General features: G+C 68.6%; 13 protein-coding genes. 9 read left to right on the top strand and 4 right to left on the bottom strand.

The annotated features are described in order from the left end of the window. Positions 1-229 precede the first annotated feature (229 nt). Positions 230-883 (bottom strand): TetR/AcrR family transcriptional regulator, encoded by a 654-nt coding sequence (locus NE236_RS24395; protein ID WP_252844437.1) that lies wholly within the window; start codon positions 881-883, stop codon positions 230-232. 65 nt (positions 884-948) lie between these two features. Between NE236_RS24395 and NE236_RS24390 the strand changes: the two genes are divergently transcribed. The 3 genes from NE236_RS24390 to NE236_RS24380 all read left to right on the top strand — a co-directional run bounded on the left by NE236_RS24390 (position 949) and on the right by NE236_RS24380 (position 3,344). Then, complete coding sequence (locus NE236_RS24390; RefSeq protein WP_252844436.1) at positions 949-1,716, top strand: MBL fold metallo-hydrolase; 768 nt, start codon at positions 949-951, stop codon at positions 1,714-1,716. 146 nt (positions 1,717-1,862) lie between these two features. Then, on the top strand, positions 1,863-2,015 hold the full coding sequence (locus NE236_RS24385) for a hypothetical protein (protein ID WP_252844435.1): 153 nt from the start codon (positions 1,863-1,865) through the stop codon (positions 2,013-2,015). A 66-nt stretch (positions 2,016-2,081) separates the two neighbouring features. After that, a complete protein-coding gene (locus tag NE236_RS24380) occupies positions 2,082-3,344 on the top strand; it encodes an amidohydrolase family protein (protein ID WP_252844434.1) in 1,263 nt (420 codons plus the stop codon). A gap of 215 nt (positions 3,345-3,559) precedes the next feature. Here NE236_RS24380 and NE236_RS24375 read toward each other — a convergent pair whose 3' ends face one another. After that, positions 3,560-4,147 (bottom strand): DUF4126 domain-containing protein, encoded by a 588-nt coding sequence (locus NE236_RS24375; RefSeq protein ID WP_252844433.1) that lies wholly within the window; start codon positions 4,145-4,147, stop codon positions 3,560-3,562. A 966-nt stretch (positions 4,148-5,113) separates the two neighbouring features. Further along, positions 5,114-5,722, bottom strand: a complete 609-nt coding sequence (locus tag NE236_RS24370) for a TetR/AcrR family transcriptional regulator (RefSeq protein ID WP_252844432.1) — start codon at positions 5,720-5,722, stop codon at positions 5,114-5,116. A 230-nt stretch (positions 5,723-5,952) separates the two neighbouring features. On the opposite strand from NE236_RS24370, the gene NE236_RS24365 reads away from it, so the two are divergent. The 3 genes from NE236_RS24365 to NE236_RS24355 all read left to right on the top strand — a co-directional run bounded on the left by NE236_RS24365 (position 5,953) and on the right by NE236_RS24355 (position 10,413). Next, the gene (locus NE236_RS24365; RefSeq protein WP_252844431.1) at positions 5,953-7,008 is read left to right on the top strand and encodes an aldo/keto reductase; all 1,056 of its coding nucleotides are present in this window, start codon (positions 5,953-5,955) and stop codon (positions 7,006-7,008) included. 544 nt (positions 7,009-7,552) lie between these two features. Then, the gene (locus NE236_RS24360; protein ID WP_252844430.1) at positions 7,553-9,889 is read left to right on the top strand and encodes an ATP-binding protein; all 2,337 of its coding nucleotides are present in this window, start codon (positions 7,553-7,555) and stop codon (positions 9,887-9,889) included. Positions 9,890-10,221: 332 nt separating this feature from the next. After that, entirely contained in the window at positions 10,222-10,413 is a 192-nt protein-coding gene (locus tag NE236_RS24355; RefSeq protein WP_252844429.1) for a hypothetical protein, read from the top strand. A 126-nt stretch (positions 10,414-10,539) separates the two neighbouring features. On the opposite strand, the gene NE236_RS24350 is transcribed toward NE236_RS24355, so the two are convergent. Continuing rightward, complete coding sequence (locus NE236_RS24350) at positions 10,540-10,869, bottom strand: MBL fold metallo-hydrolase (RefSeq protein WP_252844428.1); 330 nt, start codon at positions 10,867-10,869, stop codon at positions 10,540-10,542. 189 nt (positions 10,870-11,058) lie between these two features. On the opposite strand from NE236_RS24350, the gene NE236_RS24345 reads away from it, so the two are divergent. The 3 genes from NE236_RS24345 (at position 11,059) to NE236_RS24335 (ending at position 14,048) form a co-directional block, all read left to right on the top strand. Beyond that, positions 11,059-12,075 carry an NADP-dependent oxidoreductase gene (locus NE236_RS24345; RefSeq protein ID WP_252844427.1) on the top strand — a complete coding sequence of 339 codons (1,017 nt, stop codon included), beginning with the start codon at positions 11,059-11,061 and terminating at the stop codon, positions 12,073-12,075. Positions 12,076-12,376: 301 nt separating this feature from the next. After that, complete coding sequence (locus NE236_RS24340; RefSeq protein WP_252844426.1) at positions 12,377-13,075, top strand: SDR family oxidoreductase; 699 nt, start codon at positions 12,377-12,379, stop codon at positions 13,073-13,075. A gap of 127 nt (positions 13,076-13,202) precedes the next feature. After that, positions 13,203-14,048: an MFS transporter gene (locus tag NE236_RS24335; RefSeq protein ID WP_252844425.1), complete on the top strand. Its 846-nt coding sequence runs from the start codon at positions 13,203-13,205 to the stop codon at positions 14,046-14,048. Positions 14,049-14,112 lie beyond the last annotated feature (64 nt).

Below are 14,112 nucleotides of genomic sequence, written 5' to 3'. Positions count from 1 at the left end.
CGATAATAAATCTCCTGTAATCAATCAATTACAGGAAGAAATCGGTTCATTTCGTGAGTTCTCGCAATTCCGTGGACTTTTAATCCATAGGTTCTGAGCTGGGACGACGTGAGAAACCGTGGAGAGCCCGTTGCCGAGAGATCGGCACGGCGGGTTCGGCGAGCGGCCTGGGGAAACGGACCGGGAGCAATCCCGGCACCGCGCCCCAGGCCGACTCGACCACGAGCGCCTACCGCTTCCGGGGCGAAGGGGGCAAGAGCGTGGCGGTGAGCGTGGCGGCCAGCCATTCCTCGTACGTGTCGGTTGACCAGCCCCGTCCTGCTGTGAGCTGGGTGTACAACTGTGGGCCGGCCAGGGCCCAGAGGGCGTCCGCCAGGTGGGCCGGATCCGCTTCCGGACCCAGCGCACCGGCCTCGTCGAGGTGTGTGACGAACGCGGTGACGGCGGTGAGCCGCTCCCGCTCACCGATCTCCAGGACCTCCCCGACGTCCGGCCCGGCCTGGGCCAGCAGTGTGAACAGCGCGGCGATCCGTTCATGGATTCCGCGCACGTATGCGGCGTAGAGCCGGAGCTTGGCGCCCGGCTCCCTCGTCCGCAGGATCTCCCGCGTCTGGGGGCGATCCGCCATGGGCACCGGTTCGTCGTCTCCGGCCAGCGTGATGTCCCACAGGGCCTTGACCATGCCCGGTTTGCCACCGAACGTCTTGTACACCGTTTCGGCGGAGACACCCGCCCGCTCGGCCACGGCACGCACGGTCGTGGCGTGGTAGCCGTCCCGGAAGAGCAGCTCACGGCATGCCGCCAGCACCGCGGCGCGGTTGCGGCGCGCGGCCTCGCGCCGGCGCTCGGAGTTGTAGGGCCGGCGTGACGTCTCACCTGCCATCGGCACACCCTCCAAATTTGCTACAGTCGACTGTATCGAATTCTGCTCGGTTGCAGGAGGTTCGCATGTCCCGTCCCGCACCCACGCAGGTGGCACCCGGCGTCCACCGCCTCGGCGATCACGGCGTCAACTTCTACCTGATCGAGGGCCCCGACGGTCTCATCCTGATCGACGCGGGGGTGCCCGCCCATCTGGATCAGTTGCGCGGGCTGCTGGCCGGCCTCGGCAGCTCCGTGGCCGACGTCCGTGCCGTGCTTCTGACCCATGGACACCCCGACCACACCGGTCTGGCCCGCACACTCCAGGAGGCCGGCGCCGTCATCTGGATCCACGAGCGGGACGCCGCCATCCTGCACGACGGCCCACGGAGCGCGACCCGCCACGCCAAGCCCGAGCGTTCGATGCTCCCCTACCTGCTGCGCAGGCCCTCCTCGTTCGCCCTCCTCCTCCAACTGGCCCGCGCGGGGGCCTTCACCGCTCCCGCCGTCAAGAATGCGCGGGTCTTCGACGCCGACCAGGTGCTGGAAGATGTCCCCGGTGCCCCGCAGGCCGTCGTGCTGCCCGGCCACACACCCGGCAGCGCCGCGTACCTCTTCGCCGACCGCGGGCTGCTCTTCACCGGCGACGCCCTGGTCACCCAGGACGGACTGTCAGGCCACATCGGACCCACGATCGTGAGCCGCTGCTTCACCCACGACAGCCGAGCCGCGATCACCGCCCTCGACCGCCTCGACGAACTGACGGCAGACCTGCTGCTGCCCGGCCACGGCGCACCCTTCACCGACGGCATCCGAACCGCCACCCAGCAGGCACGGCACCTCGGCGTGCGCTGACCTCCGACGCACGGGGCCGACCGAGGCGGCATGCCGGTCGGCCACGCTTGTGACGTCACGTCAGGTGGTCCATGGAGAGGGGAACCATGTCGGGTAGCAGCACAGTTGCCGTTCATGCCGACCGCGACGTCCATCCCAGTCGCGCAGTGGCCCGGCCCATCTACCAGACGGCGACGTTCTGGGCCGAGGACGCGGAGCAGTTCGCGCAGGCCGCCGTCGACCGGCGGGGCCGACGCGGTGGTCGCCACAACGGCGAGCTGCTGACCGCTCGGCGGCACGGGGCTCCCGCCACAACTTGATGTTGGACAATGCGAAGGCGTTCGTGGAGGCGTTTGCCCAATGAGGACCCTGATTGCCGGGTCCGCATGAACGCGGCTGTCAGCGATTTCGACCGCGGCGACGTGCTGATCGAAGACGGCGTGATCGTCGAGGTGGCCGAGCGGATCGACGCGCCGGACGCGGCGGTGATCGACGCGACCGACCGGATCGTGCTGCCCGGCTTCGTCGACACCCACCGGCACACCTGGCAGACCGCGTTCCGCGGCGTCGGCGCGGATTGGACGTTCGCCGACTACGTGGTGGCGGTGCACGGCACGTTGAAGCCCCATTACCGGCCTGAGGACGTCTATCTGGGCAACCTGCTGGGCCGGCTGGAGGCGCTGCACTCCGGCGTCACGACGATGCTGGACTGGTTCCACGCCGCGCAGAGCCCCGAACACGCGGACGCCGCCCTCGCCGGCCTGCGAGCCGTGCCAGGACGGTCGATCTTCTGCTACGGCGCGGGGTACCGCACCGATGACCAGATCGACGCCGAGGTCCGCCGCGTCCGGTCCGACGTTCCGGAGGACGGCCTGGTCACCATGGCCTTGGGACTGCGCGGTCCGGGTGAGGCCACAATGGACATGGTCGCCACAGACCTGAAGCTGGCAGCCGATCTCGGACTCCGGACCAGTGTGCACGTCGACGGCCTGACGGGCGGCCGCCCGATCGCCGAGCTCCGCGAGCACGGTCTGCTTTTCGACACCACGACCTTCGTGCACGCCAACGGGATCAGCGACGACGAGCTGCGGATGCTCGCCGACGCCGGCAGTTCGGTGTCGATCAGCCCGGACGTCGAGCTGAAGATGGGCTTCGGCTGGCCGATGACCAGACGCATGCTGGCGACCGGCCTACGCCCGACGTTGTCCATCGACGACTGCCCTTCGGCCGGCGGCGACATGTTCGCCACCATGCGCACCGCCTACGCCGTGCAGCGCGGCCTCGACGGCGGCCTGAACTCCCGCGACCTGCTGAAGTTCGCCACCGTCGACGGCGCCCAGGCGTGCGGACTCGCCGCCCGAACGGGCAGCCTCACACCCGGCAAGGACGCCGACATCATCCTGCTGCGCGCCAACGACCCCACCGCATTCCCGGTCACCGACCCCGCCGGCACCATCGTCGCCGCCGGCCATCCCGGCCTGGTCGACACGGTTCTGGTGGCCGGCCGCGTGGTCAAGCGCGACGGGCAGCTGGTGGGCATGGACCTGTCGGCATTGCAGACCAGGTTGCTGGAATCGCGCAACCGGATCGCGGCCGCCGCCGGCATCTCGCTCGACGGAACCTGGCGTCCCCACACGGAATCGGAGTAACCGCACCTGAGAGAAGAGCTCGCCCGGCGCGGCAATTTGAATGACCCGGCCCGCTCCCCCAGGCCGGTCATCAGGTTCCTGGCCTGCTGAGCGACCCTGTGTGCTCGATGACCGCGAAACAGTATCGCTCTCTTAGGAGTTCTTGGACGCCGTGCGGCCGGATGGCGTCCGACCGAATGTGCCGCACGGCCGATCCGTTGTCCACGGAGCATGGATCAGCGGACGTTCTCCGGCTTACGCCGCTTGCGAATCATTCGTGTCAACCGCCATCCGATCAGGACGAGCACGATCAGGAACAGGATGACGAGCGCTGGCATCAGGAGCGCGACGAGACTCATCACCAGTGACATCGCGTCTTCCGCCGCGCTCACGAAGGGCGTTCCGACGCCGACCGTGCCGACGTTGATGACGGGACGCACGCCGGCCTTGGTGACATGCACGCACAGCGCGACGACGATGCCCAGCGCCCAGCCCACCCAGGGATGATCGGTCATCCACCCGGAGTGGTCGATCCGCGCGGCGGCGTCCGAGGCGGCGAAGACGGCACCGCCGGCCGCAGGCCGTACGAATGTCTGTATCGCGTCGTTGACATGGTCGACGACGGCGACCTTGTCGAGAACGACTTCCGCGGCGAGCAGGACTGCCACGGCCGTGAGCGCCCATCCGTTGCACATCCACGCGAACTGGTGCGGCAGCGCGATCACGTCGGTGAAGCGGGCGAGCAGGCCGACCACCAGGATCGGGATATAGGCGTTCAGACCGGCCGATGCGGATAGGCCGAGCCCGGTCAATGTCGCGAACATGCCAGGTAAGACGTCATCGATGCGGAGGAAGGTTCCTCCGGGAACCGCCGCCCTGTCACGAGCGCCGATTCGGCGGGCGCATGGGACCATTTTGCGTCGGGAAGGCGGGGTATGGCAGCGCTGTGGCGCCGGATTCGTACGCGGCGTGGAGCCCTTGTCTCGCGTTGGTGGCGGACCGCGCGTACATCGACGGTGGTGCGGAGGGCTTCCACCGCTCGCAGCAGTCCTACTTCCCGACGGGCTCGCAGGCGTACAGGTTCGCCAAGGCAGAGGTGGTTTCTGGGCGTGCAGCGGCGCGCGGACCGAGAACCTGCTGAACATCGGGGAGCGCGGCGAGCCTCCGCAGATCGACCGGCTGGCAGCCGACACCAGCCTGGTGACGCTCAGCATGGGCGGCAAATGACATCGGCACTGCCTAAGCCCTACGGGATTTCGGACACACGAGCCAACGCGACGATCTGCCCCTTGATGATCAACGCACTGGGGATGATGAGTGCTCCGTGGGTGCTCGTATGCCACGGCACGCGCCGTCACACGGCGACACAATCCGCTAGCCGAACCGGCGGGATCGCCGACGAACCGGCACAACCTGACAGAGAGAATACCGATTCGACATGAAAGCAGCGGACTCTTAATCCGCTGGGTCGGCGTTCGAGTTACTTGAGGTCCTCCCCTGGCAGCAGCGATGTCGACCACCGACGGCGCCATGCAGCACGCCGCTTAGGCACTTCATAGGAATGCGATCGGCACCCTGTGCCGATCGCATGCCCACATCCTCTCGCCGCCGAACCTCACTGGGATCTTATGGAGTCCCGCGCCTGCCCCGAGTTGCGTGGGCTGCCGGCCGCCACGCCATCCGGCGTTTCGAGGCCACGCGCCTTCCCGGTCAGCGGCTTCGAGGCGGTCGGCCCGCCTTGCCGTTCATCAGGGATGGTGACGACTTCGCGCGGGAGGTTGCCGACCTAATCACGGAGATGCCGGGCCGACGTCGGTGAGGGCGGCATCGACCAACGACTCTGCGATGGATCGCGCGCACACGCCGGTGTCGCTGCTGTTGAGTGCAGTGCCGCGTGCGGCCGCGCCGTCAAAGAGCAGCGCCAGTTGCTCACCGAGGTTTTCCGGGTCGGCGACCCCGGCCTGCCGTGCGATGTCCGTGAGGCGGCGGGCGAACTCCCTCTTGTACGCCGCAGCCAACTGGTGGGCGGAATGCCCGGGGTCGGGTACCTCGACGCTGACGTTCAGGAACGGGCATCCCCGGAACGGAGCGGTGGTTTCCGGCAGCTTCCAGTCGAAGACGGCGAGGAGCTGCTCACGCGGGCTCGGTGTCGGTTGGGCGGGCGACGGGAGAACGGGTAGGAGATCGTCTTTCAGGGACTGCAGGTACGCCTCGACGAGCCCGTCCTTGCTGGGGAAGTGCGTGTAGAGAGTGCGTTTCGACACTTCCGCGACGGTCGACAGCTGCTCCATCCCGGTCGCGTTGATCCCCTGCACCGTGAACAGCTCGGTCGCCGCTTTGAGGATCCGCTCCCGGGCGCCACGCCCACGACGCCGACGTACGAGGTGAGGTTCGGTCACAGCCTTAAGGATACCGATCGTTTTACATAGGCCAGTGAGCCAGCTACAGTGAAACCCTAAGTAGACCAATCGTCTTACTTAGCCACGCCCGGCATCGCGCCGCACGCGGATGGGTGGTTCGTCGGTGCCGCATCCGCCCAGGGCGCGCTCGGCGCCCCTGATCGCCCCCGCCCTGCCCGGCGCCTCACCCGTCCCGACCATCAATGCGAAATCAGCACCAAGGAGACCTGATGCATTACACGACCTTCGGACGACGGACAGGACTGCGCGTTTCCGAGTACGCACTCGGCACGGGGAACTTCGGCACCGGCTGGGGTGCCGGTGCCGAGCCGGACGAGTCGCGCCGGATGTTCGACAGGTTCGCCGAGGCCGGCGGAACGTTTCTCGATACCGCGGACGGCTACCAGTTCGGCGAGTCGGAAGAGCTGGTGGGGAAGTTCGTCGCCGCCGACCGGGACCACTTCGTCCTGGCCACCAAGTTCACCAACGGGGCCACCCCACAACCCGACATCTCCAGGACGGGTAACAGCCGCAAGAACATGGTCGCTTCGCTGGAGGCGAGCCTGAAGCGCCTCGGCACCGACTACATCGACCTGTACTGGGTCCACTTCCCCGACGACCTCACGCCCATGGAGGAGATCCTGCGCGGACTGGACGACCTGGTCAGGTCCGGCAAGATCCTTCACGCCGCCCTGTCCAACTTCCCCGCATGGCGTGTGTCCCGCGCCGCCACCCTCGCGGACCTGAAGAACTGGGCACCGGTCACGGGCATCCAGATCGAGTACAGCCTCGTCGAGAGGACCGCCGACCGCGAGCTGCTGCCGATGGCCGAGAGCCTGGGACTCGGCGCCGCCCTGTGGTCCCCGCTCGGCGGCGGACTACTCACCGGCAAGTACCGCCGCAGCACCGAGGGGCGGCTGACCGATCTCAAGGCGGTCATCCACACCGAGAGCACCGAGCAGAAGACCGCCGTCGTCGACACCGTCCTGGCCATCGCCGAGGAGACCGGCGCGACGCCCGCCCAGGTGTCGGTGGCCTGGCTCCGTGAGCGTGCCGTCCAGGCGTCTACCTCGTTCATCCCGATCATCGGCCCGCGCAACCTCACCCAGCTCGACGACTACGTGGGCGCCCTGGACGTCCAACTCACCTCGAAACAGTTCGCTCGCCTGTCCGACGTCAGCGCAATCCCCCTCGGCGTGCCCCACGAGGCGACCGCCGGCGTCCGAGACGCCGTCCAGGGAGGCGATGCCAACCGCGTGCTCCCCCCGGCCACACCGGTGGCCTGACACCCGAAGGCGTAGGACCTGGCCCCCGGGAACGGCTCTGCCCCAGAAGCCCGACAATCCGACGGCAGCCACCCGGCGGTCGGCCCAACCGGGCCAGAGCCCCATCATCTACGAACCAAGCGAGTCATCTCCCAGGGCGCCCTGGTACTCCTGCACTCCAGCGGTGCCCCGACCCCCGGCACCCCCCGGGCTCGCCGTCTTCCACTTCCGGGACCGGAAGACCGCCGAGCATCGGGACATCCCCCAGGAGGCTCCCGGTCCGCAAGGATCTGACCGCCATCGACACGTACGTGAGCCCCGAGGACCACGAGCACAGCCCGAACATCCCCGCCGGCGTGGCGGGCGTGAAGGGCCGGCCCGCAGCTGAGCGTGGCGCCGAAGTGGTTGGTCGCGGACCCTGAGGAGGCGGCCGGGCCCCGACTCGACACGGGCCGTGAGCCCGCATGCCGTTGACAGTGTTCAGCAGCAGGCTGGCCAGGGCCTTCGCGTCACGTCCAGGGGCGCATCCGTTGACCAGCGACTTTGCCTGTCCTAGCGTTACCTCGTGGCTGGTCCCACATTCGCGCGGCAGGCCGGCAATCTTCCGGCTGATCAAACCAGTTTCGTGGGCCGCAGGCAGGAACTGGCCGAGATCAGGCGGCTGCAGTCCGTCTCCCGATTGGTGACCTTGACCGGGGTGGGTGGTGTCGGTAAGACCCGGCTGGCCCGGCGGGCGGCAGCCCAGCAGTACCGCGCCTATGACGCGGTCTGGCTGGTGGACCTGGCCAGTCTCACCGACCCCGCGCTCGTCCTGCAGACCGTGGCCGCGACCATCGGCCTGCGCGACGACCACTCCGAGGCCGCCCCGCTGCAGGCGCTGACTGATTTCCTGGCTTCAAAGCGGACGCTATTGGTGCTGGACAATTGCGAGCACCTGCTGGACGCCTGTGCGGGGCTCGCCGGGCATCTCCTGCGCGCCGTGCCCACGCTGCGCATCCTGGCCACCAGCCGACAGTCGCTCGGGATCGCCGGAGAACAACAGTTGAGTGTCGCGCCGCTGTCCGTCCCCGAACCCGATCAAGCGCTGACCCCCAGGGCACTGCAGCTCTTCGACGCGGTCACCCTGCTGGTGGATCGCGCCACCACCGTGACGCCCGGTTTCTGTGTGGATGAGGACAATCAGCGCGACGTCGCCCGGTTGTGCCGTCACCTGGACGGGATCCCGCTGGCGATCGAGCTGGCCGCGGTGCAGCTACGGACCCTGTCGGTAGGCCGGCTCGCCGAGCACCTCAGCCAGCGCTACCGCCTGCTTACCGGCGGACACGGAGCTGCCGTGCCACGACATCGGACGTTGCACGCCCTGATCGACTGGAGCGTCCAGCTGCTTTCACCCGCCGAGCAGGCGCTGTGGAGCCGTATGTCGATCTTCCCAGGACACGTCGATCTGGAGGCCGTGGAAGCCGTCTGCGCCGGCGACGGCATCGAGCAGGAAGACGTGGTCGACCTGATCGACGCCCTGCTGGACAAATCGCTGCTGCTGCGTGAGGAACACGCCGGCCAGGCCCGCTACCGCATGCTGGAGACCATCCGCGAGTTCGGCCAGATGCACCTGACCGAACCCGAACGGCGGTCACTTCTGTACCGGCACCGCGACTGGAATGCCCATCTGGCGGAGCAGGCGGCCGCGAAATGGTACGGGCCCGAGCAGGCGGCCTGGTTCACCCGGCTCCGGCTGGCACACGCCCACCTGCGCGCCGCCATGGACTTCTGCTTGACCGAACCCGGCCAGGCCGAGATCGGGCTGCGCATGGCCACCGACCTGCACCGGCCGCACTGGCTGGCCAACGCGTTCTACAACGAGGGCCGCCACTGGCTGGGCCGAATGCTGCACGCGAACCCCGCGCCCACCACGACCCGCGGACGAGCACTATGCGCCGACGCCTTGCTCGCGTACCTCCTCGGCGACTTCGCGGCGGGCCGGCCGCTGATCGCCGAAGCCCGGGCACTGGCCGACCAGCTGGACGACCCGCCCTATATGGCCCAGATACACATGGTCTGCGGGTTCGGTGCCCACTGGCAGAACGACCACGCACAAGCGGCGACTCTGCTGGAAAAGGCCGTGGCACAGTACACCGCCGTGGGCGACGAATTCGGCGTCGTGCTCACCCTGCCTGTGTTCGCAGCGGTCCTCGGCTGCCTGGGCCAGGAGACGCGGGCCAAGGAGCCGTTCGAGCGCGCCCTCACGCTGACCCATCGCGCCGGAGACAGCTGGTGCCGCGCCTGGGCGCTCATATCCTTCGCCTTCCACATGTGGAATCACGGCGACAACGAACGCGCCATCCATGCGGCGCGGGAGAGCTTGCTGGTCGGCCATGCTCTCAACGACCGGCAGAACATGACGTCGGCGATCGAGATCCTGGCCCTCGCCCTCGCCGGCCAGGGCCACCGCGAAGACGCGGCCCGGATGCTGGGTGCCGCCGAGGCTGTCGGCCGCTCCGCCGGGATCACTCCCTTTGTACTGCTCCCGCGCCGTCAGCATCAATGCGTCGACGCTTTGAAGAACAGCCTGGGAGGACAGGCCTTTACCCGTGCACTGCGGCAAGGCTGCCGGTTGACGGTGGAGCAGGCCATCGCCGAGGCAGTCGGCGCCCGGACAGAGGGCGGACCGGACATCCTGGCGGCCGTGACGGCGTCCTCGCCACTGACCGCACGAGAGCGGGAGGTCGCTGAACTGGCCGCCCAAGGGATGAGCAACAAGCAGATCGCCGCCACCCTCGTCATCGCCCCGCGCACCGCCAAGGCCCACGTCGAGCACATCATGACCAAACTCGGCGTCAACTCCCGCACCCAGGTCGCGATCTGGATGATCGCACAGAAGGCATCGAAGGAGGACACACCGTAGACGCGCCGACGGCGGCCAGGCGCTGGTTTGTGACCTTGCGGTGGTGGACGACTTCGATGGCGCGGGTGCGGGGCGGCGGCTTCGCCCCCGAGCCTCGGTTGTTCGGGTAGGGAGCAGGTATTTCTGCCGGTGCCGGCGATCACGGTCGGTCGGCATGATGGTCGATGACGGGTACAGATCGATCCCTCGCCCCCAGGTCGCCCCCATGCGGCCCTGGGGCCGGCTTCCCCCGATACGCCGGCCCCAGGGCCAGGACATATGGCGGTACCAGGCGTCGTAGCGGAAGCCGCACCGGCTTTCGGGCACGCGGACTACCTGATCTCCCGTACCGAGTGGGAAAACGGCACACCACCTACGGGGCGACCGAACAGATCGTGGACGCCCTCGCCCCTCGAGTCCGGTTCGTGGCCGACGGCGACGAGGTCTTTCCCGGGGTGGGCGCCGCCCGGCCACACGGCCGGACAGGCGTGCAGGAGTACGTCGAGCACGAGGCCGATTGGCGCGTCTACTACGTCGCCGGGTAGGTGCACGGATTCGAGGTCGGCAAGGAATCGCCCGCCGACCCGTGGACCGCGGGCGAAATCCGATTGTTCGAATCCGCCGCGCCGGGTGCACTCCGTTGTAGACGACGTAGCCGGCGACGGCCGGCTTCAGGCTCGGGACCAGAGCACGGTCGTGTCGTCGCCGTCGCTGTGACCGACCTCGATCGGGATGAGCGCGTTCCCCTCCAGGCTCAGCCCCTCTTTGCCGACGACCTGCACGTCCACGGGGGTCGTCGGGATCTGCCCCGGGAACAGCGCGTCCCAGAACGCCGCACGAGACTCCAGAGTGGCCAGGTCGGCCATCTGGGCCCTGGTCCCGGCGGTCGCACGGACCACTGCGTCGGGGAATCGTTCGAGCAGGAAGGGAACACCGAGCCAGTGGTCGCCGTGGCCGTGCGTGACGTAGATCTCCGTGATGTCCCGGCCGATCTTCTCCACGGCCCGGCGACCGGACGATGGAGGAGCTCCCCGACTCGCTGCGGGCGGGGCCCCTTGCTGCCGCCAGTCCCCTCTGTTTAAGATTACGATCGTAATTCAATGAGCCCGAGAGCCGGACAGAGCGCGGACGGCGGGCTTGCCACGACACATCCGAGCACCACCCCCCCCCACCGAAGGGACTTGATCCACATGTCCGAGCAGACCCTGCCCACCACCGCACGCGCATGGCACCTGGACGCCCGCCCAGAGGGCTGGCCGGTGGCGTCCGACTTCTCGCTGCGTGAGGTGGACATCCCCACGCCCGGCCCGGGGCAGCTCCTGGTCGCCAACGAGTACCTCTCAGTCGACCCCTACATGCGCGGCCGGATGAGCGACAAGAAGTCCTACATCGAGCCGTACGAGGTGGGCGCGCCGATGGACGGCCCCGCGGTCGGCCGCGTCCTGGCGTCCAACGCCGAGGGCTTCGCGCCCGGCGACCACGTGCTGCACGTCCTCGGCTGGCGCGACTACGCGGTCATCGACGCGGTGACCGCCCAGAAGGTGGACCCGAATCTGGCGCCGCTCACCGCCTACCTGGGCGTGCTCGGCGTCACCGGCCTCACCGCGTACATCGGGCTTGAGCGGTTCGCGAAGATCAAGGAGGGCGACACGGTCTTCGTCTCCGGCGCGGCCGGCGCCGTCGGCAGCCAGGCCGGCCAGATCGCCAAGCTGAAGGGCGCCGGACGGGTAATCGGCAGCGCGGGCTCGGACGAGAAGGTCAAGCTGCTGGTCGAGGAGTACGGTTTCGACGCGGCGTTCAGCTACAAGAACGGGCCGGTCGCCGAGCAGCTGGCACAGGCGGCGCCGGACGGCATCGACGTCTTCTTCGACAATGTCGGGGGCGAGCATCTGGAGGCGGCGATCGGCGCGCTCAGGCTGCACGCACGGATCGTCCTGAGCGGGATGGTCTCCCAGTACAACGACGAGAAGGTCGTGGGGCCGCGCAACCTGTGGAACCTGTCAGTGACGCGTTCGGACATCCTGTCGTTCATGTTCAGCGAAGAGCTGGACCTCCAGCCGGACTTCGTACGAGAGGTCGGCGGCTGGCTCGCCGAGGGCAAGCTCCACTACCGCGAAACCGTGAGGGACGGCCTCGACAACACCCTGGACGCCTTCCTCGCGTTGATGCGAGGCGAGAACGTCGGAAAGATGATCGTCAAGCTCTGAGCCTGCTTCACCGGACTGCGCGAGGGCCCGCCATGCGCGCGGCAGGCCCTCGCACACCCGCTTAGTATTATGGTTATAATTTAATGACCGCGTCTCCTCACTGACGACGACTCGGCCGACAAGTTCTCATGGACAGGCCACGCCACCAGCAGCCTGATCTTCCTTCCGGCCCGGCCCCACCGCCTGGCCCGCACCCGACGGTCACCACACCGGCCCGACCACCGCCCTGCGGCTGATCGGGAACACCGGCGGCGCGGTCGATCCGATCAACACGCCTTGCCTACTTCACCAGGAACTCTCCATGGACCTCTCCACCAGCACCGCCCTTGTCACCGGAGCCAACCGGGGCTTCGGCCGGGCCCTCGCCGCTGAACTGCTCAGCCGCGGCGCCACCGTCTACGCCGGCGCCCGCAACCCCGACCAGGTCGACCTCTCCGGCGCCAAGCCGATCGCGCTCGACATCACCGACCCCGCCTCCGTCGCGGCCGCCGCCGAGGCCACCGGCGATGTGACCGTCCTGATCAACAACGCGGGGTCAGCCACCGGCGCCGACCTGCTCGCAGCCGGTCTGGACGACATCCGACTGGAGATGGACACCCACTACTTCGGCACCCTCTCGGTGGTCCGGAGCTTCGCGCCCCAGATCGCGGCCAACGGCGGCGGGGCGATCCTGAACGTCCTGTCCGGCCTGTCCTGGGTCAGCTTCCCGGAGATCGGCGCCTACTGCGCCGCCAAGTCAGCGGAGTGGTCGCTCACCAACGCCCTGCGCGTGCAGCTCTCCGACCAGGGCATCCGAGTGGCCGGCCTGCACGTCGGCTACATGGACACCGACATGACCCGGGCAGTCGACGCGGCCAAGTCCGAGCCCGCCGACATCGCCCGGATCGCCGTCGACGGCATCGCCGCCGGCGCCTACGAGATCCTCGCGGACAACGCCGCCCGCCAGGCGCAGGCCGCGCTGGCCGCAGGCGTCTCAGTGCTCTACCCACAGCTCCCCTGAGGGTCAGCCACCCAGGAATCCGCACCGAGCCCGTGGATGCCGGTGCCCGGTATCGCACGCCGCGCCGTCGCGCACCGGCATCCACATCCATTGATCAATCGCCGAGTACGTCTGCCCGGGGAACGTCATGAAACAGCACCGCGAGCAACCGGCTCGGCGCGGCAGCGCCGTCTGGGCCGTGGTTGCCGACGGCTGGACCAGCACCCCGGTTCTGGGCGGTTTCTTCGCTGGTACGGTCCTGCTCGTCGGCTTCGTCCGCTACGAGCTGCGCGCCGAGCACCCGATGCTGCCGATGCTGCCGATGCGTATCTTCCGCCACCGCTCCTTCAGCGCCATCAACGCCGCCAGCCTGCTGATGTTCCTGGGGATGTTCGGGGCGATCTTCCTGCTCAGCCAGTACCTGCAGACCGTCGGCGGCTACTCACCGATGGAAGCCGGCCTGCGGATGCTGCCCTGGACCGCCATGCCCATGATCGCCGGGCCGCTGGCCGGGGCACTGTCCGACCGCATCGGCGGCGGTCCGGTCGTCACGGTGGGCATGGCCCTGAACGCGGTGGGCCTGGGGCTCTGGGCGCTGGCCGTCGAGCCGCAGGTGTCGTACACCGCTCTGCTGCCTGCGCTGATCGTCTGCGGAATCGGCATGGGGATGTTCTTCGCCCCCAGCGCGAACCTCGTCATGAGCACGGTCCGCCCGGAGGAGCAGGGCATCGCCTCCGGCGCCAACAACGCGATCCGCGAGGTCGGCGGCGCCATCGGCGTCGCGTCGCTGGCTGCGGTCTTCTCCGCCCAGGGCGGCTACGGGTCCGCCTCTCTGTTCGTGGACGGGCTGGTCCCGGCGCTCTGGGTCGGGGCGGGTGCGGTCGCCCTGGCGGCGGCCCTGGCGTTCCTGATGCCCCGGCAGCGCAAGGCCGATGGCCCGGCTGCCGGCCTTGCCGCGGGGGATGCTCCGGCCGACGCCCCAGTCGCGATCTGAGGCCCGAACCGAGGAGGCGGCCCGGAGCCAGACGGAGTGAGCGCACCCCGAAAGTCTGACAGAG

It is taken from the genome of Actinoallomurus purpureus (genome assembly GCF_024055795.1).
In the GTDB taxonomy this organism is placed as follows: domain Bacteria; phylum Actinomycetota; class Actinomycetes; order Streptosporangiales; family Streptosporangiaceae; genus Actinoallomurus; species Actinoallomurus purpureus.
This window is presented reverse-complemented; position numbering and strand designations above follow the sequence as displayed.